We start from the raw sequence: 24,774 nt of genomic DNA, 5'->3' as shown, positions 1-24,774 counted from the left end.
CAAAACTAACGAATATACAATAGGATGCGTGTATGAATATGAATGTAGTAATTATAAGTAAACTTTTTTGTATAAGCAATTTTTTTAAACCTTTCAATAATGTAAGGTTTTTGTCATTTGAATCGATGGAAGTTATTTCCGAACTTTACTAATATGAAAGTATAGCTAGTAGAAGGGCGGAGAAGTAGTATGAATATTAGAGAACTCGCATTTCGAAATGTGACGCGAAATAGACGGACATACTCGGCTTATTTTTTAAGTAGTGCATTTGCAATTATGGCTTTTTTTGTTTATTCATTTTTTGCATTTCATCCAGCATTAAGTGCAGGGACATTAGGACAATATGTATTTGTAAGTATGTCTTTTGCACAGTCTATTATTTACTTATTTACATTTTTCTTTATTTTATATTCTATGGGAATGTTTTTAAAAACGAGAAAGCGTGAGCTAGGGATATTAATGATGCTTGGAATGACGAAATATCAATTAAAGCGACTTATCTTTTTTGAAAATATCATGATTGGCATCGGGGCAATTATTATAGGTATTCTTTCAGGTATGTTGTTTTCAGGTATATTAATTTTTGTAGCTCCATTGTTATTAAAATTAGATATTTCTTTATCCTATTACATACCGAAGTCAGCGATTGCTGTAACGAGTGTTATGTTTTTTATATTATTTATTATCATTTCATTATTTAGTGCAGGAATGGTTCGTAAAAATAAAATTATGAAATTGTTTAGAGGATCAGCAGAGGCGAAGCCAGAACCGAAAGCATCTATTATTTCTTCTATATTAGCGGTAGTACTACTGGGCGCAGGATATGTAGGAGCTCTTATGTCACATGGTGCAATGGTATTTATTATGATGATACCTGTCACAACGGTAGTCATTATTGGTACGTATTTACTGTATAAGCAGTTAAGCGTCTTTATTATTCGATTATGTAAAAAAAGTAAACGTTTCTACTGGACAAGAACAAATATTATTACTTTATCAGATTTAGCATACCGCATGAGAGATAACGCGAGAATGTTCTTTATTGTAACGATTATTTCAACTGTAGCATTTTCAGCAATAGGTACATTGGTTGGATTTGCTTCAATGACGAAAGAAATTATGAACAGACCAATTTCGTTTCATTATCATTCTAAGCAAGGAAATAGTAATGAATCACAGCATCTGAAGATCATTGACGAAGAATTAAAGAAACATAATATAGTAGCTTCAAAAATAAATATTGCATCGAAGAAAACGGAGGAGCAGTCGTTAAAAAGCTCCATTTTTATAAAAGAAGCTGATTATAAGGAATATGCGAAGTTAACTGGAGAACCGTTCAATACCTTATCAGGTAAAGAAGCTTTATTTTTATCAGCAGAAATACCAGGACCACCGATAAAAGAAAGAAAAGAAATTTCTTTCCCAAATGCTAATGAGCCCTTAAATGTGAAAAAAGTTAATAATTCTTCACTAAGTAAAATACTTATGGGTAAAGTGTATGTAATTTCTAACAATCAATATGATTTATTACAAGATGGATTTAAAGAAGAAAAAGATTATATGTATAAAACCGAAGGAACGAAAGATGAAATTGAGATTGGTAAAGAGCTTACGCATCAGATCAAACCTTCTCAAGAACAGTCAACGTTTAGTGCAGAAGAGTATGATCAAAATCAAAGTTTGCAAATTGCAGGACCTATTTTATTTGTAGGCTTCTTTATCGGCATTGTATTTTTCGTTTGTGCGGGAAGTTTTCTATACTTCCGATTATTTTCTGATTTAGAAGATGATGCTCGTTTATTTGAAATGATTCGAAAAGTTGGGTTAACAAGAGGAGAATTATCGAAAGTAGTCACAATCCGCTTAGCGCTTTTATTCTTCGTTCCAATTGGGGTTGCAACATTACATGGGGCAGTAGCATTAACGGCATTAGGACAAATGTTTGAGTACTCACTTTTTAAAGAGAATACGGTTGTATTAAGTATTTTCATAGGTATCCAAGTTCTATACTTCATAAGTATACGATTTCGTTATTTAAAACAATTGAAAGAAAGATTGAATATTCGTTGAATGTGTTTTTTTAACTTTCATACTATATTTTCTAAAAAGAGGCAACCATTACCAAATATATAGTGATAAAATGAAAATAGCGAGGTGAAAAAATTAATAGAGAGTAAGGGGGGAGTAACATGAAAGCAACAGGAATTATTCGAAAAGTAGATGAATTGGGACGGATAGTTATTCCTAAAGAATTACGAGATGTATTAGGAATACAAATCAAATCACCACTTGAAATTTTCGTAGAAGAAGACAAAGTCATCTTACAAAAATATCAACCTTACAATGCTTGTCAAATAACAGGTGATGTTTCAGAACAAAATATTTCATTAGCAAATGGAAACATTACTGTTAGTATAGAAGGAGCAAAACATGTAATAAAAGAAATTGAGCAGTTTTTGAACAAGAGTGAGATTTAGTTTTAATTTATATTATTCTTTTGAAAAACTGAAAAATAAAAGGACCATTTAATAGGTCCTTTTATTTTATTTATTGAGAAATATTTGAAAGGAAGGAAAATGGAGCGAATAAAACGAATCTTAAATCTAAATTAGTGGTCTGAAATGAAAATAATACATTTTCAGGAGGGATTACGATGAACAGTAGTACAGCAAATAAACAAAAAGGTATTAAATTAATTCCGTTTACCGTAAATAAAGTAGTGGAACAAGTAAACGAAATACCACCAGGCGTAGAACTGATTCACGCTCCGGAAGTATGGGAAAAGAGTGTAAAAGGGAAAGACATTGTTGTTGCCGTTTTAGATACAGGTTGTGATATAAATCATATAGATTTAAAGGATCGTATTATTGGTGGAAGAAATTTCACGAAAGATTATGAAGGGGATCAAAATACTTATCTTGATAATAATGGGCATGGTACTCATGTAGCGGGTACAATTGCAGCCACTGAAAATGGAGTAGGTGTTTTAGGTGTAGCACCACTTGCTAAATTGTTAGTATTAAAAGTATTAGCAGGAGACGGTTCTGGAAGTTATGAGCAAATTATTGAAGCAATTCATTATGCAGTGAATTGGAGGGGGCCGAATAAAGAGAAAGTGAGAATTATTTCAATGTCCCTCGGTGGTCCACAAGATGTACCGGAGTTACATGAAGCTATTCAAAATGCAGTAAAGCAGGACGTACTTGTCGTATGCGCTGCAGGAAATGATGGAGATTGTAATGATGATACTGACGAATTAGATTTTCCAGGTGCTTATTCTGAAGTAATTGAAGTAGGTGCTGTTAATTTAGAGCGGAAAATTTCATGCTTTAGTAATTCAAATCAAGAAATTGATTTAGTAGCGCCAGGTGATGAAATACTATCTACGTATCCAGAGGGGAAATATGCGGTATTAAGTGGTACTTCAATGGCGACGCCACATGTCGCTGGGGCGTTAGCACTTCTTATTAAGCAGTGCGAGAGAGAATATGGTAGAAAGCTATCAGAGCCAGAAATATATGCGCAACTTATTAAAAGAACCGTACCTTTAGGATATGAGCGTACATCTGAAGGAAATGGATTAATAGATTTGTCCCGCATTAACGGGCAGTAAGACTCCTACCTCAAAATGCGGCTGTAAAGCAAAGAAGTTAGTTGGGAGATCAACTACCCGTAAAAGCCCGATTGGTTCAACTAATAATCAGTGGGGGGATGAACAAAATCCCCCACTGATTAAAGTTTCACTTTATTAAAAGAATAGGAATTACTAAAAAACATCTCATATGAATATGAGATGTTTTTTAGTATGGTTCTGTCGCGTTTAATACGACATTTAATAAGCCCGGAAATCTAGCATTCAAGTCTTCTTCTCGAATTGAAATAAAACGCTGTGTACCTTCAAGACGTGTATACATTACACCTGATTCACGTAAAACTTTGAAATGGTGAGATAAAGTTGATTTTGCAATTGGAATGTTTAATGCACCACAAGATTGTTCGTTTTTCTCTAGTAACATATTTACAATTTGTAAGCGGATTTGATCGCTAAGTGCATATAGGACAGAGGAAAATTGAATTTCCTCACGATTAGGATGATATAGTGTTCGCATCATTTCACCTACTTGTATAAGTTGTTCTAGTTGCACTATAACATATAAAGTGCTATATTTCTATTGTTCGAATATAATCGAACAATAGAAATATAGGGGGAGAAAAAATGAAGTATACGAATTTACAAAAGGCAGGATTAAATATTTCACAATTGGGTTTAGGAACAAATGCAGTAGGGGGACATAATTTATATGCAAATGTGAATGAAGAAGAAGGAAAACAAATGATTGAAGAAGCGATTCAACAAGGAATTACATTTTTTGATACAGCGGACTCATATGGTTTTGGTAGATCAGAAGAATTAGTAGGAGAGGTTTTAAAAGGAAAGCGTCATGAATATGTACTCGCTACCAAAGGTGGAATACAGCCGTTATTAAATGGAGAGGTTTATATTAATAATGAGCCAAGCTATTTAAGAAACGCTGTGGAGAATAGTTTAAGAAGATTACAGACAGAGTATATTGATTTATATTATTTACATTTTACAAACTCTGAAACAAGTTACATAGATTCAATTGGAGAGCTTATCCGTTTAAAAGAAGAGGGGAAAATTCGTTCAATTGGGATATCAAATGTAAATGTAGAACAATTAAAAGAAGCGAATCAATATGGAGATATAGATGTTGTACAATCGCCTTACAATATGCTAGATCGTACTGCAGAGGAAGAACTTTTACCGTATTGTATTGAAGCGGGTATTTCATTTATTCCATATGGGCCACTTGCTTTTGGAATATTAGGCGGTAAATATACAGAAGATTTTAAAGTGAATGAAAAAGATTGGCGCAATGGCGTAAATCTTTTTGAGGAAAATACATATAAGAAAAACTTTAAGAGAGTTGAAAAGTTAAAAGGTTTAGCTAAAGAAAATAATATAGCAGTGTCTCATTTAGCGTTAGCATGGCTATTAAATAAACCAGGAATCGATGCTGTTATTCCTGGTGGAAAGCGTGCAGAACAAATAAGAGAAAGTGTAAAAACAGTGGACGTTTCATTGAATGAGAAGGATATGAAAAAAATTGAATCTATATTAGAGGATTAATAGGAAAGGGGGGAGCGCCCTCTTTTCCTCTATAAGGAGATGGCATAAATGAAAAGAGTACTAGGTGTATTCTTTATGATAATGTTTATGATTGGTACGGATACATTTTTAATTTCACCGCTTTTGCCAACTTTACAACAGGTGTATCATGTTTCAACGGAGTTGTCAGGATGGATGGTGAGTTCATATGCTTTAGGATATGCTGGATTTGCACTTATCGCTGGTCCTATATCAGATGGATTAAACAGAAAAAAAGTAATGATACTAGGTATGATTTTTTTCGCAATTAGTACGTTTTTGTGTGGAATTGCACCTAGTTTTTTATGGATGCTGATTTTTCGATTTTTAGCAGGTGTAAGTGCAGCGTTTGTATCCCCGCAAGTGTGGGCATCTATTCCACTCCTAATAGAGAAGAAGCAAATTGTGAAAGCAATTGGGATTGCAACAGCGGGGTTATCAGTTGCTCAAATTCTTGGACTGCCAATTGGGGCCTATTTAGCAACGATACATTATACAACACCATTCTTTGTCATTGGCATCCTGTCAGCATTACTCGTTATTTCTATTGGTGTTTTTATACCAGAAATAAAGCCTGTTCAAACAGAGGATAATAAACAATCAATCTTACAGCGCTATAAGCAATTACTTAGAGATTCAAAGGTTTCACTCTCTTATTTTGCATATTTTATTTTTCAGACTGGTAATTTCGCAGCATTCTCTTTCTTTGGGGTTTGGCTTGCAGTTCAATTTGGCTTGCACGTAAATGAAATAGGTACAGCTATGCTCGTACTAGGATTAGGGAATTTAACAGGTAATATTTTGGGGCCTAGAATCTTGAATAAAATCGGCTTTAGCATGTCTTTCTATGGTGGAATTGTATTTACAGCACTTCTATATGTATTACTGCCACACTTAAATAACATAATTTTTGTTGAATTATTCTTTTTCGTTTTATTTTTTGTAACAGGTATATTATTTGTATTAATGATGGGACGTTTACAAAACTTGTCGAGTACAGCAAGGGGAACAGGTGCAGCACTTGCGAATGCCTCTATGTATATTGGACAAATGATTGGAGCGGTAGTAGCTGGTGGATTATTTACTGTTTCCCATAATTTTTTGTTTATAGGATGTTTTACGGCACTATTATATATAATCTCTTTACTTTTGTTTAGGAAAAGTGAAAAACTTTCTGTAGAAAATGAGAAGGGAATTGCATCATAGAAGCGTTATAAAGAAAAAGCACTGTTTTAGTTATGTACTAAAACAGTGCTTTTCGTTTAGATTGAACTGTTGCTGCGTTTTCATCATGTATTCCTGCTTCTTCAATAATTCGCTTTTTTACTTTATTTAATAGATGGTCTACTGCTTCACCAAAATAGTTAGCTTCGCTTTTTGTACGGGCTTCTCGTAAACATTTATAGTTTTCTAGCAGTTCCTCTTTTTCGGAGTTTGTTAAGAAATCTTCTATTTTCTTTTTTGTCATACGAAACACCCTTTCTTCTGACAAACGACGCAATAGAAAATATTTATTTTTTATTATAACAATAATTTTTAAAGAAAGTATAGATTAACGTCGTAATAGTTTGTCAATTTCTTGAATTTTCTCATCAGCTTTCCCAATTTGCGTGTTTTTAGCCTGTTCACCACCTAGAGCTTGATGCAGAAGGAATGTTTGGCCTGAAATGGCAGTTACAATTGATACCTTTATAATTTCTTTAATTAAGGTGGCATCGAATAAAACAAGTCCAAGAAGTGCAGCTAGGCTACCGGTAAATATATCGGTTAAAAACCCAAAGTGGAAAAACGTTTTTAAACGGCGTGGAAGCAATAACTTACCTTGGTTATTGATCAGATGGGAAACGAAGCCAGTAACGCCACCAACTAGAACAGCAGTTAGCCATTGATACATTTCCATCGAATCCACTCCTTTTAGTGAATAAGATTCGATTTTTTCATATTGATTCCTTTTAATATTTCATATAAGCATATTGAGAAAGTTTGTTTGGGTATATTCCTTATTCAATTTAATTATAACAGAAAATTCCGATATATTTCAGTCTATTATATGAACAACTTTTACAATAATATGAATGCAGAAAGGGGTGCGTGATATGAATATAGATTATCGAGTAAGAAGTGTAGATGGTTATACAAAAAATATAGGTGAATTAGTAAGTATGCTGGAGCATACGAGGGCGGTAACATTACAGGAAATAGAAAATCTATCAGTTGAGCAATTAGATTTAATTATGCCAAGTGGTGGAAATTCAATTGGTGCTTTACTAAAGCATATAGCAGCTATAGAAAAAGTACATCAGCTTATTTCATTTCAAAATCGTGACTTCACAAAAGAAGAATTAGAAGTATGGGAAGATGCACTGTATTTAGGAGAAGCGGGGAGAACGATTCGTGGTCATGAAATACAGCATTATGTACAACTGTTGCAAAAAGTACGAGAAGAAACACTAAAGTGTTTGAGTGAACAGGATGATGAATGGCTAATGTCAGAAAGAAAGTGGCCTAATGGCGTAGCGTATAATCAGCACTACCTTTGGTTTCACGTGCTAGAAGATGAAATTAGTCATCGTGGACAAATTAGAATGCTAAAAAATAAGTTATTTGAAAATTACGTTAAATAAGGTAGCTTTTTAAAGAGATATTCCATATAATGAGAGTAATTAAAATGAGAACGGGGTGATGTATTATGGCGAAATTGACTTATATGAACAATAAACCAAATACAAAGGTGGATGGAAAGGGCGATACTATATAAGTGAGCGCACTATCCTTCCACTTAGCTTATACTAGGGAGGATATCAATTTGAATCAAAATATTTTAGAATCGTTCGGCTGGGATTCTTTTTTTGAAGAACAAGCTGTGGAGAACTATGAAGTAGGGCGTATTTTACTTGAGCATAAGCATATATATCGGATTATTTGTAATGATGGTGAATATGTAGCGGAACTGTCTGGAAAATTTCGTCATGAAGCGTTAACGAAGGGCGATTATCCGGCAGTTGGTGATTGGGTGTATATAAAGAAAATAGAAGGAGAGAGAAAGGCGATTATTCATCGAGTTTTTCCAAGGAGAAGCTCTTTTTCTAGACAAGAGGCTGGCTACCGAACTGAGGAACAAATTATAGCTACGAATGTGGATTATCTATTTTTAGTAAATGCTCTTAACCATGATTTCAACGTAAGAAGGATGGAACGTTATTTGCTATTGGCTTATGAAAGTGGTGCAATGCCTGTTATTGTTTTAACGAAGAGTAGTTTATGTGAAGATGTGGAACAGAAAATTACAGAAACTGAAGCAGTAGCAATCGGTGTTCCAATCTTCGTTGTTGATAGCTTAGCGTACGTTGGAATCGAATCATTGCAACAATTTGTAGCTCCAGGTAAAACAATTGCTTTAGTTGGATCTTCAGGGGTAGGGAAATCCACTTTGTTAAATGCATTAATAGGAACAGATGTAGCTAAGACCGGAGATATACGTGAAGAAGATAGTAAAGGGAGACATACAACAACTCACCGTGAGTTGTTCCAACTACCGAGTGGCGGTTTAGTAATTGATACTCCTGGTATGAGGGAACTTCAACTTTGGGAAGGAAGTGCGGCAATTCAAACCACATTTTCTGATATTGAAGATCTTGCAAAAACATGCCGCTTTCGAGATTGTAAACATGAAGGTGAACCAGGATGTGGAGTACGCAGTGCCATAGATAATGGACTTATAGTGGTAGAGCGCTTGCTAAGCTATAAAAAGCTGCAAAGAGAGCTGGCATATGTTATGAGAAAACAAAACATTACTTTGGCAAGAGCAGAACGAGATAGATGGAAAAAGATTTCTAAACAACATAAAAAAATGTAAAAAACCAAAGGGTTTATTCCTTTGGTTTTTTATATTTGTAAATTTTATAATAATATTATTCGTATATATGGACAAAAAGAATTTATTTGTTTAAACTTTACAAAGTGTTCATCAAACAAAATTGTAAAAATAGAACTAGGGAATGGGATATATTCATAACTAACTCTATATTATCTTTAAAACTTAATATTGAAATGCAGGAGGTTTATAATGAGTAAACTATTAAGTTGGTTTCGAGATATGAAAGTAGCAAAGAAGTTATTAACTTCATTTTTTGTTATTTTAATTGCGGCTGTCTCTGTTATTGGGGGCATGTCTTATCAAACAGCTAAAAAGAATTTTGAGTCACAAATTATGAATAGCGCTAATGATAATATAAAAATATTGGATAATTTAATTAATCAAATGATCGAAGCAAAATTCAATGATGTGAATAACTTTGCGCGAGTGATTCGCGGTGATATGTATCAAGGGGATAATCAAGATGAAATAAGGAAAATGTTATCTCAATATATCAACTTAAATAAAGATGTTGAACAAGTATATGTTGCAGGAAATGATAAGAAATTTGTGCAAGAACCAAATATACAAATGGCAGCAGATTACGATCCAACGACACGTTCTTGGTATAAAGATGCAGTGAATAAGCAAGGTGGAATTGTTGTCACTGAACCATATAAGGCACAAGGAAATGGACATATTGTCGTAACAATTGCAAAACAAACAGAAGATAAAAATGGTGTTGTTGCAGTAGATTTAAGCTTAGATAATTTATTAAAAACAACAAAGTTAATCAATATTGGTAAAAAAGGTTATGCTTTCATTTTAGATGGGAAGCAAAAAGTAATTGCCCACCCTCAAGAGAAATCGGGTGACAAAGCAGATGATGCTTGGGCTAAGAAAATTTATGAAGATAATCATGGGACTTTTTCATACTCTTATGGTGGTAGTGAGAAGAAAATGGTATTCGCTACAAATTTAAAAACAGGTTGGAAAATCGGTGGGACGATGTACTCAAATGAAGTAGTTGAAGCTGCTCAACCTGTTTTTTATAATATGTTAATTGTTATGCTGATTTCATTAGTTGTAGGAGGAGCGCTTATTTATTTCGTGACACTTTCTATTACGAAACCGTTAAAGAGATTAGTTGTCACTTCTAAAGAAATAAGTGAAGGGGACTTAACTCAAACGATTCAAATACATTCAAATGATGAAATTGGTCAACTTGCTAAAGGGTTTAATGAGATGACCCATTCATTACGTACATTAATTGGAAGGATTAATACTTCAGCAGGGCATGTTGCTGCTGCATCTGAAGAGTTAACAGCAAGCGTCAGACAAGCAAGTGAAGCGACTGAACAAATTACAATGGCAATGGATGAAATATCAAGTGGGGCAACGACGCAAACATCAAGTGTTGAAAATGGTGCCATGTTACTGTTTGATGTAACAGAAGGGATTCAGCATGTAGCAAATAGTTCATTATCTATTAATGCTGCTTCTGCTCATACTCGTGAAAAAGCAGAAGATGGCGGAAAACTAGTCGGAAAAACAGTAAATCAAATGCAGTCTATTGCGGAATCTGTTTCACAATCAGATGCTGTTATTCAGTTGTTGAATAACAAATCAAAGCAAATTGGTGATATTTTAGAAGTAATTCAAAATATTGCAGATCAAACAAATCTTCTAGCTTTAAATGCAGCAATTGAGGCTGCAAGAGCTGGTGAGCATGGAAGAGGCTTTGCAATTGTTGCTGATGAAGTACGAAAGTTAGCAGAACAATCTAGCGTATCATCAAGTGAAATTAGTAAATTAATTTGTGAAATACAAGATGATATGAGTAAGACAGTAAAATCTATGAATAATGTAAATGAAGAAGTTCAATCTGGACTTGTTATCGCAAATGAAACGAAACAAAATTTCGCTGAGATTTTACAATCTACAAATGAAATTGCTGATCAAATAAAAACGATGGTTGAAACGGCTAATGGAATGTCAAAAGGTGCAAATGAAGTATCTATTTCAGTTGGTCAAATTGCAATGACAGCACAAAATAACTCGACGAGTACACAAAGTGTTGCTGCGTCAGCTGAGGAGCAACTGGCTTCCATGGAGGAAATTGGTTCTGCAGCTGGTACATTATCTCAAATGGCTGAAGAGTTACAAGTGTTAATTGAAAGGTTTAAAGTGTAAAAAGGCTGTCTCAAAATAGCATTTGTGCTATTAGAGACAGCCTTTTTAGCTGATAGCCGGATTAGTGTGAGCTAATAGGTAAAGGGAAACAGGGGGATATAAAGTGAAACTTTAATCAGTGGGGGTTTTGTTCATCCCCCACTGATTATTAGTTGAACCAATCGGGCGTTTACGGGCAGTTGATCTCCCACCTCGCATTCTCCGAATTTTGAGGTGGGAGTCTTACTGCCCGTTAATGCGGGATAAATGATTAGAGGTTCACTTTATTTAATGTTTGTCGAAAAATAGAGGAATTTGTTTAGTGGGTGTATAATTAATATAATATAGACTACGTTTAAAGGAGATCATTATGGGAGTGTATTGGGGAACGAAAAGACATTCATGGCTTAGTTATGTCTCATTTTGGTTAAGTATTTTATTCTTTGTTGTTTTTTTAATTGAAGTGTTTGTATTTAAAACACTTTCAAATAGCTCATTACAAATCGTTAAATACTTTTATTTTATATTTGTACCATTAAACATCATTCTTAGTTTAAGGTTATTATCTAGGAAGAATGAAAAGAAAGTATTACCGATTTTTAGTTTAATTGTATCGCTATTATTTGCAAGCTTAATTATAGTTTTAGCATTAGTAGCGACGGGAAAACTTTTTTGAGGGAAGAGTGATACAAGTCACTCTTCTTTTTTATATAAAATCCAAAATATTTATCCCGCTATTTTCGGGCTGCCCGTAAAAGCCTGATTGGTGTGGGCTAATAATCAGTAGGAGATTAGTTGTCAGCAAAAAGCTATACTAGTGAGCAGAGAATGAAATAAGAATACTATATGTTTTATATGTGTTTATGAAGCAAATGAATGGGGTAAGATTCTTGATATATGGTACAATAAACATGGATAGTGATAGAGATAAAGGGTATATAAAATACTCATCGTTTTTTAGTAAGAGAGGGGTTATCTTATGCTATACGAGGATTTGGTGACATTATTTCAAGTTGCTCCACTAGAAGCGGGAATAGACGGCTGGAAATATATAATCCAGGAACAAAATGATAAATATGAAATTGTTGATGAAATGTTAAAAAAACAAATGAGTGTTGAATTGTATTTTAATGAATATGATGAGGTGAAAATCACTTTATATAAAGATGGAAGCCCCATCACTACTATGCAAAGAATTGCTATTTCGAAAGTTGAGTTAGACGAAGAGGAAGATGGCATTCAATTCATTTTAGAACGCATGCCAAGTCGAATGATTCGATTGCAATTAAAGCCATACCTTGCAGTGGAGATGGGGCCATACTGGGAAGTATGTGAAGACTGTGAATGAACATGAAGAAGCATCCGTATACACGGATGCTTTTTCATGTTTTTTGAAGTTGTTTACAAGCAATAATCGGTAGTAGAATGATGCTCACCCAACCGATAATAGGATATAAAATATGAAGAAGCTCACTATAACCGATGTAACTAAAGCAATAACTAATTAGTAATATGAAGTAAATAATATGGTTGCTTTTCCATCCGGTAATGGATTGCATTTGTTTTGTCATTCCGAATATATTCCCAACTAATGTTGTGAACACTTCACCAAAAATGATAAGAACAAAGAAAAAGTGGAAAGTTGCATTAAACCTTCTTACAACTTCAGCCATTGGGATGTTGTATTGATAAAATTGTTCAACTGATAATATTGCTAAGTGGCTACATAATAAAATAAAGCAAAGCCCCGCGCCTCCTAAAATACCACCCCATAAAATAGCTTTTCGATCTTTTACTTCACTGGCCAATGGTACGAGAACACTTTGGGCGAGAGAAAGATTTAATGCGACATATGTAATTGGGCTAGTAATCCATTTCATATTCCAACTTTCTGTAGGAACGGTGTTACTAATAGGAGTTGAATCATGAATAAAAGTTGTAATGGCGAGTCCGATAATAAAGATCATCATAATAGGTACAACGAGCGTATTTACTTCAAAAACACCTTGTAATCCTCGGCTCCCAATAATGAGACAGGCGATGACTGTGATGAAAATGCCAAGTTGTCTCGGAAGGCGGAGTTGTTCTTCAAATACTGCTCCGGCCCCTGATAACATAACGCTCGTTACACCAAATAATACGAGTAATAATAATGTGTTTACGACATTTCCAAATACATCCCCAAATAAGTATTTGTTGAATTCTTGAGCTGAGAATGCCCCGATTTGTGATGAGAGTAACATCATCTTAGTGCCGAGCCAAATAAAAAAAAATCCACTTATACATATGCCAATTGTCCCGTACAATCCGTTAACTGTAAAAAATTCAACAATTTCTCGCCCAGTAGCAAATCCAGCTCCAACGACAGTTCCGATATAAGTAGCAGCGACTTTCTTTGCTATTTGCCATTGTTGATTGTCCATGTTATCCCTCTTTCTTCTATGATGAGCTTGACTTACTATTATGCATATGTGTAAGCTTGGACGATTAGACATATGAAGTAGTTGAAAGAATACATGAATTATATGATATTAGGGAAATATTAAAGGTGTTAAAACTTTGTTACATATAAGCTGTTCATTCGAGAGAATAGGAAATGTATGGTAGAATGTAATTGGATTATTAAAAGATAATAATTATAAAATGATAAGAGGAGTGGATTGTATGAGTACGAAAACAAATGTTGTTGAAGTATTAAACAAGCAGGTAGCAAACTGGAATGTGTTATATGTGAAATTGCATAATTATCATTGGTATGTGACAGGACCACACTTCTTTACATTACATGAGAAATTTGAAGAATTTTATAATGAGGCTGGAACATATATTGATGAGTTAGCAGAACGTATTTTAGCGTTAGAAGGAAAACCGTTAGCGACAATGAAAGAGTATCTAGCAACTTCAACTGTGAGCGAGGGAACAAGCAAGGAGTCTGCAGAAGAAATGGTACAAGCTTTAGTAAACGATTTTTCTGCACTCATTCAAGAGTTAAAAGAAGGTATGGAAGTAGCTGATGAAGCTGGTGATGAAACATCGGCTGATATGTTATTAGCAATTCATACGACATTAGAACAACATGTATGGATGTTAAGTGCATTCTTAAAATAAAAAATGGATTAAAAAACTCTATTGAAAAATTCTTTCAATAGAGTTTTTTATAATTTTTTAGTTTTCTTTTATGCTATAATATAGTAAAAAGGAGGCGATGCGATGTTTCGCTTTTTCAGAACTGGAAAAGAAGAGAGGGAAATTACGAAAGACGAATTAGAGCAAGCGATGGCTAAGTTTCTAGAAACGAATGCTAATATCGTTTATACAGTCTTAGTAAATGATGATTACACTGTAAATTATGATTTGTTAAAGCCCTATTTACCTGCATTTCCAACAAATCTTTTTCTTATTACGAAGGAAACGCTTGAAGTATTTGAACATACAGAAGAAAATTTAAAACTAGTTAAAGAAATTGATGTCGTACAAAAGGCAGTAGATCAATATGTAACTGAAAAGGAAATGTTCCCAATTGTTGAAAATAGCGAAGATCGCCTCGTATGCGGAATGAAACTAGGACCTTACTTAAATCGTATATTAAAAAGAAACTTATATATTTCAGAAAAACATTATTTAGTTTCAAGTAAACCAGATAAGAAAAAAAAGAATAGTGGGTAGATGTGATGAAAACAACAATAAATATATTGTTGTCTTTTTTTGGCTATTAAAATATTGATTTTTCAGTCTATTTATCTTTATACTAAAACTAGTAGATAGAAAGAAGTGATGTATTATGCGTATACATACATTAGTTAGTAAATATCATTCTGAGAATCGGGTATTGTTAAGTTATAGAATATACCGTGACCACAGAATGGTTTAATAGTTCGAGAAATAAGTAAAAAGGTTACGGGGGAACTACAATATGAAAAATAACATGACGTATATTAAGTTGTTAAATGAAACGTTAGATTGTTATGCAAATAAAGGAAGTTTTGAAGCGTACACTTATATAATGGAACATGCTAAAGGTGTAGTGGGGAATGAGGCACAAATATATAATTTTAAATATGCGCTTGCAAGTGCAGCAGGACTTGAAGAAGAAGCGTTACATTTAATGAAGGAAGCTATTATGGACAATGGATTTTGGTATGGAAATGAGTATTTAATTTCCGACGACGATTTAAAACCACTACATAAATTTGAAGAGTTTCATAAAATGGTTCAATTATGTAAAGAAAGAGAAGAATTAGCAAAGAAAACAGAACGAGCAGACGTGAAATATATTTACGGCAAGAAAAAGGGAAATCTACTACTTACAATGCATGGTGATCAAGAAAATATACAAATAATAGAACCATATTGGAAATCAGTTTTGACACAAGATTATACGTTAGCTTTACCACAGTCTTCGCAAATTCAGTTTTCAGATGGGTTTGTTTGGGATGATATAGGTAGAGGGAAAGAAGAATTAAAAGAGCATTACGATAAGTTTATAGAAAATCATACAGTAGAAAATGTAGTAATTGGTGGCTTTTCTGCTGGAGCAAGAGTAGCTTTATATACTATTTTACAAAAAGATATAAATGTGGATGGTTTTATTTTTATGGCACCGTGGCTTCCAGAGATTGAAGAATGGAATGAGTTGCTGGGGATGTTACAGGATAAAGGTATAAAGGGATATATAATATGTGGCGATCAAGATGAAGATTGTTATGAAGTCACGCAGCAATTTGTACAGTTATTAAAGGATAAAGATATAGAACATAAGTATAAAGTTGTGCCTAACTTAAAACATGATTATCCTAACAATTTTGATGAGTTATTAAAAGAAGCTATTGAATATATAGGAAGCAAAAACAATATGTAGTAAGAAAGGGAGATGCATCATATGTGATGTATCTCCCTTTTGAAATTATAAATTAAAAGCGTTAGCCAATAAGCGATAAGAGTTTAATTTGTCTTCAAATTGATGGGTGATTGTGACAATCATAAATTCTTCGGTATTGTATGCTTTGCTTAAGTTTAATATTCTTTCTTTCACAGATGATGGGTCACCGACAATCATACGTTGGCGATTTTCTTTAATGCGGAATAGGTCATAAGCACTATACGAATAATTTTGAGCAGTTTCGATAGACGGAGTACCAGTAGTCCGTTTTCCTTGTTCTAATAGTAAAATCGATAAATCAAGGCTTGATGCAATCTTCTCCGCTTCTTCATTTGTTTCTCCGCAAATAACAAAAATAGCGACGATTGATTTTGGTTTATCCCCTAAAAATGAAGGCTGGAATTGTTCCTGGTAAGCCTTCATAACTTCTGGACCCCCGAAGCCATTAATAAATTGTGCAAATGCAAAAGAAGCTCCATTGTGCGCCGCAATTTTAGCACTCTCTCCACTAGAACCGAGCATCCACATTTCAGCTGATGTTTGGATTATAGGAGTAGCTTTTAAGTTTGCATAGTGATGGTTTTCAGGTACTTTATCATGTAAGTACATTGCGACAGCTTTAATTTGTTCTGGATATTGATCGAGTGAGACCATTTTCCCTTCTTGAAGAGCGCGAGTTGCTATCGGCATACCACCAGGTGCTCTACCAATACCAAGGTCGATGCGGTTTGGATAAAGTGCTTCTAAAACGCGGAAATTCTCGGCGACTTTATATGAACTATAATGTGGCAACATAACACCGCCAGAACCAATTCTAATACGATTCGTTTTCGCTGCAATATGAGAAATAAGTATTTCTGGACTTGAACCAGCTAAGCTTACAGAATTATGGTGCTCGGATACCCAAAAACGTGTAAATCCGAGTTTTTCAACTTCTTGTGCAAGCGTAACTGTATGTGAAAAAGCTTCAACTGCTGTGCTACCATCTGAAATAGGTGATTGGTCTAATACACTTAATTTGATCATAGAATATACCTCTCAATCTTAATGTACATCCTATTATATATTTACTTACGAAAAATGCGTAATGAAATGCTCAAAAGGAAAAGCGGATAATATTTTATCCGCTTTTAACGAGAAAACCCTCGTTCATAATGATTCATTTCGACTAAGTTTAAAATATATTCGTAGTTATCAATTTCTAGATATATTTGCTTGCGTTCTTCTTCAGTAAGTTTAGCGCTAGTAAGTTTTTTACAAAGCTGCTCTTTCTTTAATTCTAAATGTTTTTTTGTTGCGTGATAGTCGTAAGTACGTTTCATGTGTATTCACCCTTTCCCTACAGTTACTATATATATTTATTGTATGAAGCACGTAGAAGGGGGAGAGCTACACCATATGTATTTTTAGTGAATCTTCAAATTGCTATGGTGTTATGTTTAAGGGGATTTATGAATAAAATGCACTAAACCACTAATGCACATTTTATGAAGTAAGGGGTGGGATTGTGCAAAAAGATATAATGTTTGATACACAGGCGGATGTAAAGATAATAGAGAAGGGATTGCAAAAGACAACACGTCCGAAACAAATTATTATAGTTGGGGCCGGTATGGCTGGATTAGTTTCGGCATCTTTACTGAAGGACGCAGGGCATCAAGTAAAGATTTTTGAAGCGAATAATCGTGTAGGAGGCCGAATTGAGACAGTCAGAATGGAAGATACCGGATTATACTTAGATGTTGGGGCGATGAGAATTCCGTATTCGCATACATTAACGATGGCATATATAAGAAAGTTTGGGCTGCAGGTGAGCCCTTTTATTAATAGAAATGAAACAGATATTATTTATGTCAATGGCCGGAAAACGACATTGAAACAATACGAAAAAGACCCGAGTATTTTAAGGTATCCTGTTGAGATGAATGAAGAAGGGAAAACTTCTGAGGAATTATTATTGTTAGCAGTTCAACCAATTATAAATTTTATTAAAAGAAACCCAGAGAAAAATTGGGGCGTTGTAGAAAAGGATTTTGGGAAGTACTCTACAGGGCAGTTTTTAAAGTATCATCCTTATCAATATAATACGTATTTTTCACCGGTAACGATTGAAATGATAGGAGTTCTATTAGACTTAGAAGGTTTTTTGGAAAGGTCATTCATTGAGACATTACGTTTTTTATACATTATGCAAGAGGAAAGCGGATTTTGCGAAATAATAGATGGGAACGATAGATTACCAAAGTCATTTTTACCACAATTAGAAGAAAATATTATATATAACCAAAAATTAATGAAACTACATCAACAAGCTAATGGTGTGACAGCTTACTATCGGAATGAGCAAACTTTTGAATATAGTAGCATAACAGGTGATATAGTTATTGTTACAATCCCTTTTTCAACAATGCGATTTGTGGAAGTAGATCCATTTGATTCTATATCTCATGCGAAATGGAAAGCAATTCGTGAATTGCATTATATGCCAGCTACAAAAATAGGAATTCAGTTTAAAAGTCGTTTTTGGGAGGACCAAGGGCAATTAGGGGGGAGAATTATAACAGATCTTCCTATTCGTTATGCCTATTACCCAAGTCACGGCATCGGTTCAAAAGGACCAGCCATAATGCTTGGGAGTTATACGTGGTTATACGATGCATTGCTATGGGATGGTTTATCAAAAGGTGATCGCATCTATTACACACTACAAAATTTAGCAACAATATTAGGTGGGCAAGTATATGATGAGTTCATGTCTGGAATATCAAAAAGTTGGACATTAGATCCATATGCACTGGGAGGGTTTGCACTTTTTCAAGCTGGTCAAGAATCTGAATTACAACCAGCCATTGTAAAACCTGAGGGGAGAATACATTTCGCTGGAGACCATACAACACTATATCACGGATGGATTCAAGGTGCGATTGAATCTGGAATTCGTGTGGCGGTTGATGTGAATGAGGAAAATGTATAAAATTCAGAAATTTCTTTACTGTATAACTTGAGATGGATATTATTATATATAAAAGAATTATAAGGAGTGTTTATATTGAATCCGTTATTATTCGATTTTCCTACTGAATTTAATACTGAAAGGCTTTTTATTCGAATGCCAAAACCAGGTGATGGTAAGGTTGTATATGAAGCGATTCAAGCTTCAATGAAAGAATTAAAGCCTTGGATGGTTTTTGCACAAAAAGAGCAAACAGAGGAAGAAATAGAAGAGAGTATTAGAAAATCGCATATTCAATTTTTGCAGCGTGAGGATTTGAGATTACTAGTGTTTTCGAAAGAAACAGGTGAATTTATTGCATCTGCCGGATTACATCGTATTAATTGGGATATACCTCAATTTGAAATCGGGTATTGGATTGATTCAAGGTTTAGTGGAAAGGGCTATATGGTAGAGGCTGCAACAGGTATAACGGATTACGCTTTTGTTGAACTGAAAGCAAACCGTGTAGAAATTCGATGCGATTCTCTAAATAAGAAGAGTAGAGCGATACCTGAGAAATTAGGCTTTAAATTAGAGGGTATTTTAGAAAGTGCGAGTGTCGCCGTAGAGGGAAATGGATTAAGGGATATGTGTGTGTTCGCTATGACGAGAAATACATATGAAAAAGAAGAGCTGTAAAGTAACAGCTCTTCTTTTGTATGCATTAGGGTACAGGATGTCCATTAGAGCTTTCGAAAATTGTAAACCATTGTTGGCGATCTAAATTAACTTTTGTTGCCATTGCAGCCGTTTTTACTCGATCTAATTTGCCAGAGCCAACAATTGGCATCATTTTTGCTGGATGAGCAAGTAACCATGCATACATAACAGTATCAATGCTATCAACGCCTAGTTCAGTAGCGATTTTTTGTAAAGTTTCACGTAAACGTACAGCACGTTCAGTTTGACCAGTAAAGATTTCACCACCAGCAAGAGGTGACCAAATCATTGGATTGATTCGTTTTTCTTGGCATAAATCAATAGTACCTTTTTCAAAATGCTCAAGCTGCATCGCAGATACTTCGATTTGATTTGTAATAAGCGGGAAGTCTAAATACGAACTTAACATATTAAATTGAGAAGGTAAAAAGTTAGAAACACCGAAGTGACGAACTTTTCCTTCTTGTTTTAAGCGTAAGAATGCTTCTGCCACTTCATTTGGATCCATGAATGGATCGGGACGATGAATGAGCAGTACATCAATATAATCTGTATGTAAGTTTTTTAATGAATCCTCCGCGCTTTTTATAATATGTTCTGCACTCGTATTGTAGTGAGCGACATATCGTTCTGGAAATTTCGGTGATGGGGGAGCGATTCCACATTTTGTGATGATTTGCATGTTTTCGCGTAAGGAAGGCTTTAGTTGTAACGCTTCTCCAAACAATCCTTCACATGTATATCCACCATAAATATCAGCGTGATCAAAAGTAGTAATCCCCATATCCATACAAGCTTCAATAAAAGAAAGTAATTCTTGTTTCGTCATATTCCATTCTGCTAAACGCCAAAATCCTTGAATAATACGAGAAAATTCTAGTGTTTCGGTCATTTGAACTCGTTCCATTATAAGTACCTCCTTGATGAATAATAATATTTTTGAAAAGGCTTTCTTGCTAAATACTATTATATAGTTACCCGGTTGTACATACAATAAATATGTTTTGCTACAAAAACGATTTTCTCTATATGCTATAATATAGAAACATATAGCTATAAGGAGAGGTATGAAATGATTCCAGTAACAATATTAACTGGTTTTCTTGGATCTGGGAAAACGACATTATTAAATCGTATTTTATCAGAACATCACGGAAAAAAATTAGCGGTGATTGTAAATGAAATAGGGCAAATTGGTATCGATAATCAGTTGATTATGAATGTTGAAGAAGAAATTATGGAAATGACAAACGGTTGTTTATGCTGTACTGTGCGTGAAGATTTACTCGTTGCGTTAAAACAATTACTGGACGTAAAAGCAGAAGGTAAAATGGATTTTGATGGTTTAGTAATTGAAACGACGGGTCTTGCAAATCCAGGTCCGATTATTCAAACGTTCTTTTTAGATCCAGTAATTCAATCTGCATACCAAATTAACGGCGTTGTAACGGTGGTAGATAGTTACCATATACATAAACATTTTGAAAAGGGACTAGAAGCAAAAGAACAAATTGCATTTGCTGATGTAGTTTTAGTTAATAAATTAGATTTAATTGAGGAAAATGAGAAGGAAGACCTTCTACATGAACTTCAAGGAATAAATCCAACTGCGAAATTAATTCCGACGACTAACTGTGAGGTGGATATTCCATCATTACTACAAATACAAACGTTTAAAACGAGAGATACGTTACAAATTTACCCACATAAAGAACATAATCATTTAGAAGGCGTAAAATCATTTGTATTACGTGAAGAACGTCCGTTAGATTTACAAAAACTTAATGAGTGGATGTCAGCTGTCGTTCAAGAACTAGGAGAGCATTTATATCGTTACAAAGGAATATTATCAATTGATGGAGTAGATAAACGTATTGTTTTCCAAGGTGTACATACATTGTTTGCTGCTTCGTATGATAGAGAGTGGCAAGAGGATGAAAAACGAGTAAGTGAAGTAGTTTTCATCGGAAAAGATATTAATAAAGAGTGGTTCCAAGAACATTTCCAAGAGTGTGTGAAGTAAGCCTGCGTAAATTGCAGGTTTATTTTTTTATTTACTAATATTGGAATTAATATTAAAATAAATCTGAAAATACTGAATTTTTAGTATTTCCAGAGGAAAGAGGAATGATGCGTTTAATGATTCTTGGATTGCTTACTAAAAGGGATTCGCTTTCTGGTTATGAAATACAGCAGGCGCTACATATGGTTCAAAGTAGTAAATGGGCGGAGGTGTTCCCGGCTTCTATTTATCACGCGTTAAAAAAATGGCAAATGAGGAATTAATTCAAATAAAAACAATTGAAATGACTGGTAAACGATCGAAAACTATGTATTGTATAACTGAATAAGGAATTCAACAGTTTAAAAAGTTACTTAAAGAATCATTTCAAAAAACTTCAGTTGTGTTTCCGAATCATCTGTATACAGCGTTAACATTCTTGTCAGAAGAAGAGAGCATGAAAGAAGAGATTTTAGAAGCTTTAGATGAACAGAAAAGAGAAATACTAGCTACTTATGAGGAAAAGAGAGAAGGGGAAAAAACGAAGGATGATGTACCGGAATATATGAAACTTATTTTCGAAAATATGTATGAACAATGTGAGATGCAACCTCGATTAACTCATAAATTAGAGAAACTATTAAAAAACTAAAAATATGGTGGGGAAGAAAATGAAAATTGATCATCTTGTTGTAAATGTTAATAAAGAAATACAAGAAAATAAGGAGATTATTAAAAATGTGCATTCTATTGGGCTACCTTATGTTCCGAAATGGGGAAAGGGAACGAAAGGATTTAAAGTATCTAACATATGGATTGGAAAAGAATATTTAGAATTAGTAAGAGTAAAAACAAAAAATGGGGGCGGTTGGGTACAAGAGTGGGTTCAGAAATATAATGATGGGCATAGAGGACTAATCGGACTGGCAATTGATGTTGAAAATATAGATAAGGTGTATGAAAAAATGAGAGAAGGTGGAATTGAAATTACAAAACCAGAGCCATTACAATACAGGTGGTTTTTTAATTTGTTAAAGAAAACCATGCCATGGAAAAATGCATACATACAGCCAATGAAGGGGATGCCGTTTCAATTTTTTCTACAACAAATGAAGGATCAAAAGAGCAGAGAATATATGGAGAAATATATGTATCCAAATAGTGCGGAAAAGGGTGTCGCTGGAATTATTGCAGTGAAATTATATGGAGAATTAACAAATGAAGATCGGAATATTATTAGTTGTCTATTTTCAGATGTTATAAATGAGGAAGAGGGAATAATTGTCCGTTTAAAAAATCAAGCGATTCATCTAATTCAATCGAATGAGCACTTCGTTGAGATAGTATTAGATTGTAAAAATGAAGTATATAAGGGGAAGAAGCTAGAAATAGAAAATGTTATATTGATAAATGTATAACAAAAAGCCTGTTTTCACAGGCTTGTATTTTTATCTATAAGCAATTCCATTACAACACCTACAACTGGGCCCTCGTCATCAATATCCCCATTTAAGCGGAAACCGAATGATTCGTATAATCCCATTGCTAGTTTGTTGTCCGGATGTAAACTTAAATAAATTATTTTACATTCAAATTTTTGTTGTAAGAACTGAATTAAAAGGCGAAGGAAACGCTTTGCATATCCTTTTCCTTGAAATTGTTGGTCAATCATAAAACGATCTAGCCATACGCTTTCATGCTTTTTCCAATACCATCCATACAGTGCATATCCAACAAGTGTTTCTTCATCATATAAGCCTACTGACGTTCCATTTTCTTCATATAATGATTCCGCTAAAGAAAACGCATTGCTTTCAATAAATTGCTGCTGTTCTTTTGTTACGCTTAAAGCAGCTACTGAACGCCAATTATTTGCTGTTACTTCACAAATGTGAAGGTTCATAGTTCCAACTCACCTTCTAAATTATTATAGCTTAAAAGCTAATATGGATAATTTTACTTGTTATTTCGGTCAAGTCAAGGGGAAATACATAAAAAGGAAGCTGAATGACATATTCAGCTTCCTAGAAAATATAGTTGATTAGTTTGTTGCTTCTTTTAAAGTATTTACGTTTTCTTCCATTAATGTGAAGTAATCTTTATTGTTCTTCGCATCATCCTCAGAAATAGTAGCAAGGTGATTTAAGCGTAAAACTTTTGTACCTGTTTCTTTTTGAATAACTGATGCTACTTTTGGAGTAGAGAATGTCTCAAATAAAATATATTTTAGACCGTGATCTTTTACTGTTTTTGTAATGTCAGCAAGCTGTTTTTGAGATGGTTCATCAGATGCTGAAATTCCAGCGACTGGAATTTGTTTTAGACCGTATCGTTGTTCCCAGTAGCCATAAGCTGCATGTGAAACTAATATTTCTTTCGTTTTTGCATTTGCAACAACGGCTTTAAATTGATCATCTAAATCAGTAAATTTTGTTTGTAGTGCTGCGAAGTTTTTTTCGAACTCTTTTTTATGTTCAGGTTGTAATTCTACAAGTGCATTTTTAATTTTTTCTGCTTGTTTCATCGCAAGAGTAGGATCTAACCAAACGTGTGGATCTTTATCATGGTGATGTTCATCTTCTTTATGACCGTCTCCATGATCGTGCTGCTCTTCTTCAGTTGAAGTACGAAGTTCGATATCTTTAGATGCATTTACAACTTTTACGTTTTCATTTTTTAATGATTTTTCCATTTTTTCGGCAAATGGTTCTAATTCTGCGCCGTTATAAACGAATAAATCGGCTTTTGCAACTTGTACAGTCTGTTTTTGACTCGGTTCAAATGTATGAGAATCCGCACCAGGTGGGTAAATTGCTTCTACATTTACATAATCACCACCGATTTTTTTTGCAAAGTCAGCAAGTGGGAAAATGGTTGTATAAACAGAAAGTTTCCCATCTTTTTTCGCCGCACCATCTTTGTTGTTGGAACATCCAGCAAAGATGAGTGTGAAAATAAGTATAAATGAAAATATAGCTAATTTTTTAGGCATATAATTCTCCTCTTTTCTTTTTTACAATTATATTTTCTCCAAATGTAA

The 24,774-nt window shown here is 34.0% G+C and carries 26 protein-coding genes and 1 pseudogene; 18 read left to right on the top strand and 9 right to left on the bottom strand.

The features are described from left to right. Window positions 1-189 precede the first annotated feature (189 nt). From ACTFQM_RS05470 to ACTFQM_RS05460, 3 genes are all read left to right on the top strand, one after another. Window positions 190-2,070 carry an FtsX-like permease family protein gene (locus ACTFQM_RS05470; protein WP_440033683.1) on the top strand — a complete coding sequence of 627 codons (1,881 nt, stop codon included), beginning with the start codon at window positions 190-192 and terminating at the stop codon, window positions 2,068-2,070. A 119-nt stretch (window positions 2,071-2,189) separates the two neighbouring features. After that, a complete protein-coding gene (locus ACTFQM_RS05465) occupies window positions 2,190-2,477 on the top strand; it encodes an AbrB/MazE/SpoVT family DNA-binding domain-containing protein (RefSeq protein ID WP_002171490.1) in 288 nt (95 codons plus the stop codon). Between the two features lie 176 nt (window positions 2,478-2,653). Next, window positions 2,654-3,613: a serine protease gene (locus tag ACTFQM_RS05460; protein ID WP_440033682.1), complete on the top strand. Its 960-nt coding sequence runs from the start codon at window positions 2,654-2,656 to the stop codon at window positions 3,611-3,613. A gap of 187 nt (window positions 3,614-3,800) precedes the next feature. On the opposite strand, the gene ACTFQM_RS05455 is transcribed toward ACTFQM_RS05460, so the two are convergent. Next, complete coding sequence (locus ACTFQM_RS05455; RefSeq protein WP_025149967.1) at window positions 3,801-4,109, bottom strand: ArsR/SmtB family transcription factor; 309 nt, start codon at window positions 4,107-4,109, stop codon at window positions 3,801-3,803. A gap of 107 nt (window positions 4,110-4,216) precedes the next feature. Here ACTFQM_RS05455 and ACTFQM_RS05450 point away from each other — a divergent pair, with 107 nt between their 5' ends. Both ACTFQM_RS05450 and ACTFQM_RS05445 read left to right on the top strand, forming a co-directional pair. Next, window positions 4,217-5,152, top strand: coding sequence for an aldo/keto reductase (locus tag ACTFQM_RS05450; protein WP_440033681.1), 936 nt, complete (start codon window positions 4,217-4,219; stop codon window positions 5,150-5,152). A 48-nt stretch (window positions 5,153-5,200) separates the two neighbouring features. Continuing rightward, on the top strand, window positions 5,201-6,376 hold the full coding sequence (locus ACTFQM_RS05445; protein WP_440033680.1) for an MFS transporter: 1,176 nt from the start codon (window positions 5,201-5,203) through the stop codon (window positions 6,374-6,376). Window positions 6,377-6,413: 37 nt separating this feature from the next. On the opposite strand, the gene ACTFQM_RS05440 is transcribed toward ACTFQM_RS05445, so the two are convergent. Both ACTFQM_RS05440 and ACTFQM_RS05435 read right to left on the bottom strand, forming a co-directional pair. After that, window positions 6,414-6,638, bottom strand: coding sequence for a hypothetical protein (locus ACTFQM_RS05440; protein WP_002171494.1), 225 nt, complete (start codon window positions 6,636-6,638; stop codon window positions 6,414-6,416). Between the two features lie 84 nt (window positions 6,639-6,722). Next, a complete protein-coding gene (locus ACTFQM_RS05435; RefSeq protein WP_440034388.1) occupies window positions 6,723-7,070 on the bottom strand; it encodes a DUF4257 domain-containing protein in 348 nt (115 codons plus the stop codon). Between the two features lie 196 nt (window positions 7,071-7,266). Between ACTFQM_RS05435 and ACTFQM_RS05430 the strand changes: the two genes are divergently transcribed. The 5 genes from ACTFQM_RS05430 to ACTFQM_RS05410 all read left to right on the top strand — a co-directional run bounded on the left by ACTFQM_RS05430 (window position 7,267) and on the right by ACTFQM_RS05410 (window position 12,546). Beyond that, entirely contained in the window at window positions 7,267-7,794 is a 528-nt protein-coding gene (locus ACTFQM_RS05430; protein WP_440033679.1) for a DinB family protein, read from the top strand. Between the two features lie 182 nt (window positions 7,795-7,976). Continuing rightward, on the top strand, window positions 7,977-9,026 hold the full coding sequence (rsgA, locus tag ACTFQM_RS05425; protein WP_440033678.1) for a ribosome small subunit-dependent GTPase A: 1,050 nt from the start codon (window positions 7,977-7,979) through the stop codon (window positions 9,024-9,026). 210 nt (window positions 9,027-9,236) lie between these two features. Next, window positions 9,237-11,219, top strand: coding sequence for a HAMP domain-containing methyl-accepting chemotaxis protein (locus ACTFQM_RS05420; protein WP_440033677.1), 1,983 nt, complete (start codon window positions 9,237-9,239; stop codon window positions 11,217-11,219). A 349-nt stretch (window positions 11,220-11,568) separates the two neighbouring features. After that, the gene (locus ACTFQM_RS05415; RefSeq protein ID WP_440033676.1) at window positions 11,569-11,874 is read left to right on the top strand and encodes a hypothetical protein; all 306 of its coding nucleotides are present in this window, start codon (window positions 11,569-11,571) and stop codon (window positions 11,872-11,874) included. Between the two features lie 303 nt (window positions 11,875-12,177). Then, on the top strand, window positions 12,178-12,546 hold the full coding sequence (locus tag ACTFQM_RS05410) for a DUF3979 family protein (protein WP_440033675.1): 369 nt from the start codon (window positions 12,178-12,180) through the stop codon (window positions 12,544-12,546). A gap of 34 nt (window positions 12,547-12,580) precedes the next feature. On the opposite strand, the gene ACTFQM_RS05405 is transcribed toward ACTFQM_RS05410, so the two are convergent. Next, complete coding sequence (locus ACTFQM_RS05405; RefSeq protein ID WP_440033674.1) at window positions 12,581-13,621, bottom strand: YkvI family membrane protein; 1,041 nt, start codon at window positions 13,619-13,621, stop codon at window positions 12,581-12,583. A 241-nt stretch (window positions 13,622-13,862) separates the two neighbouring features. On the opposite strand from ACTFQM_RS05405, the gene ACTFQM_RS05400 reads away from it, so the two are divergent. From ACTFQM_RS05400 to ACTFQM_RS05390, 3 genes are all read left to right on the top strand, one after another. After that, window positions 13,863-14,306 (top strand): Dps family protein, encoded by a 444-nt coding sequence (locus ACTFQM_RS05400; protein WP_002171502.1) that lies wholly within the window; start codon window positions 13,863-13,865, stop codon window positions 14,304-14,306. A gap of 102 nt (window positions 14,307-14,408) precedes the next feature. After that, window positions 14,409-14,864, top strand: a complete 456-nt coding sequence (locus ACTFQM_RS05395; RefSeq protein ID WP_002171503.1) for a DUF3939 domain-containing protein — start codon at window positions 14,409-14,411, stop codon at window positions 14,862-14,864. Between the two features lie 247 nt (window positions 14,865-15,111). Further along, the gene (locus ACTFQM_RS05390) at window positions 15,112-16,056 is read left to right on the top strand and encodes an alpha/beta hydrolase (RefSeq protein ID WP_440033673.1); all 945 of its coding nucleotides are present in this window, start codon (window positions 15,112-15,114) and stop codon (window positions 16,054-16,056) included. 45 nt (window positions 16,057-16,101) lie between these two features. Here the strand turns inward: ACTFQM_RS05390 and ACTFQM_RS05385 are convergent, their stop codons facing one another. Together ACTFQM_RS05385 and ACTFQM_RS05380 are read right to left on the bottom strand one after the other, a co-directional pair. After that, on the bottom strand, window positions 16,102-17,103 hold the full coding sequence (locus ACTFQM_RS05385; RefSeq protein ID WP_440033672.1) for an LLM class flavin-dependent oxidoreductase: 1,002 nt from the start codon (window positions 17,101-17,103) through the stop codon (window positions 16,102-16,104). A gap of 104 nt (window positions 17,104-17,207) precedes the next feature. Further along, window positions 17,208-17,399, bottom strand: a complete 192-nt coding sequence (locus ACTFQM_RS05380) for a DUF3896 family protein (RefSeq protein ID WP_440033671.1) — start codon at window positions 17,397-17,399, stop codon at window positions 17,208-17,210. Window positions 17,400-17,584: 185 nt separating this feature from the next. Here ACTFQM_RS05380 and ACTFQM_RS05375 point away from each other — a divergent pair, with 185 nt between their 5' ends. Together ACTFQM_RS05375 and ACTFQM_RS05370 are read left to right on the top strand one after the other, a co-directional pair. Then, a complete protein-coding gene (locus tag ACTFQM_RS05375; RefSeq protein ID WP_440033670.1) occupies window positions 17,585-19,051 on the top strand; it encodes a flavin monoamine oxidase family protein in 1,467 nt (488 codons plus the stop codon). A gap of 75 nt (window positions 19,052-19,126) precedes the next feature. After that, the gene (locus ACTFQM_RS05370) at window positions 19,127-19,711 is read left to right on the top strand and encodes a GNAT family N-acetyltransferase (protein ID WP_328044620.1); all 585 of its coding nucleotides are present in this window, start codon (window positions 19,127-19,129) and stop codon (window positions 19,709-19,711) included. Between the two features lie 25 nt (window positions 19,712-19,736). On the opposite strand, the gene ACTFQM_RS05365 is transcribed toward ACTFQM_RS05370, so the two are convergent. Beyond that, entirely contained in the window at window positions 19,737-20,639 is a 903-nt protein-coding gene (locus ACTFQM_RS05365; protein WP_048372655.1) for an aldo/keto reductase, read from the bottom strand. A gap of 165 nt (window positions 20,640-20,804) precedes the next feature. On the opposite strand from ACTFQM_RS05365, the gene ACTFQM_RS05360 reads away from it, so the two are divergent. From ACTFQM_RS05360 to ACTFQM_RS05350, 3 genes and pseudogenes are all read left to right on the top strand, one after another. Further along, window positions 20,805-21,755 (top strand): CobW family GTP-binding protein, encoded by a 951-nt coding sequence (locus ACTFQM_RS05360; protein ID WP_002171510.1) that lies wholly within the window; start codon window positions 20,805-20,807, stop codon window positions 21,753-21,755. A 107-nt stretch (window positions 21,756-21,862) separates the two neighbouring features. Beyond that, window positions 21,863-22,386: pseudogene (locus ACTFQM_RS05355) on the top strand (PadR family transcriptional regulator). A gap of 19 nt (window positions 22,387-22,405) precedes the next feature. Next, on the top strand, window positions 22,406-23,152 hold the full coding sequence (locus ACTFQM_RS05350) for a VOC family protein (protein WP_440033669.1): 747 nt from the start codon (window positions 22,406-22,408) through the stop codon (window positions 23,150-23,152). A 14-nt stretch (window positions 23,153-23,166) separates the two neighbouring features. On the opposite strand, the gene ACTFQM_RS05345 is transcribed toward ACTFQM_RS05350, so the two are convergent. Together ACTFQM_RS05345 and ACTFQM_RS05340 are read right to left on the bottom strand one after the other, a co-directional pair. Then, window positions 23,167-23,637, bottom strand: coding sequence for a GNAT family N-acetyltransferase (locus ACTFQM_RS05345; RefSeq protein ID WP_400527699.1), 471 nt, complete (start codon window positions 23,635-23,637; stop codon window positions 23,167-23,169). Window positions 23,638-23,775: 138 nt separating this feature from the next. Further along, entirely contained in the window at window positions 23,776-24,726 is a 951-nt protein-coding gene (locus tag ACTFQM_RS05340; RefSeq protein ID WP_071720347.1) for a metal ABC transporter substrate-binding protein, read from the bottom strand. Window positions 24,727-24,774: the final 48 nt, after the last annotated feature.

It is taken from the genome of Bacillus cereus group sp. MYBK30-2, assembly GCF_051915945.1.
GTDB lineage: Bacteria > Bacillota > Bacilli > Bacillales > Bacillaceae_G > Bacillus_A > Bacillus_A paramycoides.
Note: the sequence above shows the minus strand (reverse complement) of the source record. Positions and strands in the feature narration are given on the sequence as shown.

Coding starts and splice junctions, on each gene's coding strand:
- ACTFQM_RS05470 (WP_440033683.1), top strand. CDS start 190: ATGAATATTAGAGAACTCGCATTTCGAAATGTGACGCGAAATAGACGG.
- ACTFQM_RS05465 (WP_002171490.1), top strand. CDS start 2,190: ATGAAAGCAACAGGAATTATTCGAAAAGTAGATGAATTGGGACGGATA.
- ACTFQM_RS05460 (WP_440033682.1), top strand. CDS start 2,654: ATGAACAGTAGTACAGCAAATAAACAAAAAGGTATTAAATTAATTCCG.
- ACTFQM_RS05455 (WP_025149967.1), bottom strand. CDS start 4,109: ATGCGAACACTATATCATCCTAATCGTGAGGAAATTCAATTTTCCTCT.
- ACTFQM_RS05450 (WP_440033681.1), top strand. CDS start 4,217: ATGAAGTATACGAATTTACAAAAGGCAGGATTAAATATTTCACAATTG.
- ACTFQM_RS05445 (WP_440033680.1), top strand. CDS start 5,201: ATGAAAAGAGTACTAGGTGTATTCTTTATGATAATGTTTATGATTGGT.
- ACTFQM_RS05440 (WP_002171494.1), bottom strand. CDS start 6,638: ATGACAAAAAAGAAAATAGAAGATTTCTTAACAAACTCCGAAAAAGAG.
- ACTFQM_RS05435 (WP_440034388.1), bottom strand. CDS start 7,070: ATGGAAATGTATCAATGGCTAACTGCTGTTCTAGTTGGTGGCGTTACT.
- ACTFQM_RS05430 (WP_440033679.1), top strand. CDS start 7,267: ATGAATATAGATTATCGAGTAAGAAGTGTAGATGGTTATACAAAAAAT.
- ACTFQM_RS05420 (WP_440033677.1), top strand. CDS start 9,237: ATGAGTAAACTATTAAGTTGGTTTCGAGATATGAAAGTAGCAAAGAAG.
- ACTFQM_RS05415 (WP_440033676.1), top strand. CDS start 11,569: ATGGGAGTGTATTGGGGAACGAAAAGACATTCATGGCTTAGTTATGTC.
- ACTFQM_RS05410 (WP_440033675.1), top strand. CDS start 12,178: ATGCTATACGAGGATTTGGTGACATTATTTCAAGTTGCTCCACTAGAA.
- ACTFQM_RS05405 (WP_440033674.1), bottom strand. CDS start 13,621: ATGGACAATCAACAATGGCAAATAGCAAAGAAAGTCGCTGCTACTTAT.
- ACTFQM_RS05400 (WP_002171502.1), top strand. CDS start 13,863: ATGAGTACGAAAACAAATGTTGTTGAAGTATTAAACAAGCAGGTAGCA.
- ACTFQM_RS05395 (WP_002171503.1), top strand. CDS start 14,409: ATGTTTCGCTTTTTCAGAACTGGAAAAGAAGAGAGGGAAATTACGAAA.
- ACTFQM_RS05390 (WP_440033673.1), top strand. CDS start 15,112: ATGAAAAATAACATGACGTATATTAAGTTGTTAAATGAAACGTTAGAT.
- ACTFQM_RS05385 (WP_440033672.1), bottom strand. CDS start 17,103: ATGATCAAATTAAGTGTATTAGACCAATCACCTATTTCAGATGGTAGC.
- ACTFQM_RS05380 (WP_440033671.1), bottom strand. CDS start 17,399: ATGAAACGTACTTACGACTATCACGCAACAAAAAAACATTTAGAATTA.
- ACTFQM_RS05365 (WP_048372655.1), bottom strand. CDS start 20,639: ATGGAACGAGTTCAAATGACCGAAACACTAGAATTTTCTCGTATTATT.
- ACTFQM_RS05360 (WP_002171510.1), top strand. CDS start 20,805: ATGATTCCAGTAACAATATTAACTGGTTTTCTTGGATCTGGGAAAACG.
- ACTFQM_RS05350 (WP_440033669.1), top strand. CDS start 22,406: ATGAAAATTGATCATCTTGTTGTAAATGTTAATAAAGAAATACAAGAA.
- ACTFQM_RS05345 (WP_400527699.1), bottom strand. CDS start 23,637: ATGAACCTTCACATTTGTGAAGTAACAGCAAATAATTGGCGTTCAGTA.
- ACTFQM_RS05340 (WP_071720347.1), bottom strand. CDS start 24,726: ATGCCTAAAAAATTAGCTATATTTTCATTTATACTTATTTTCACACTC.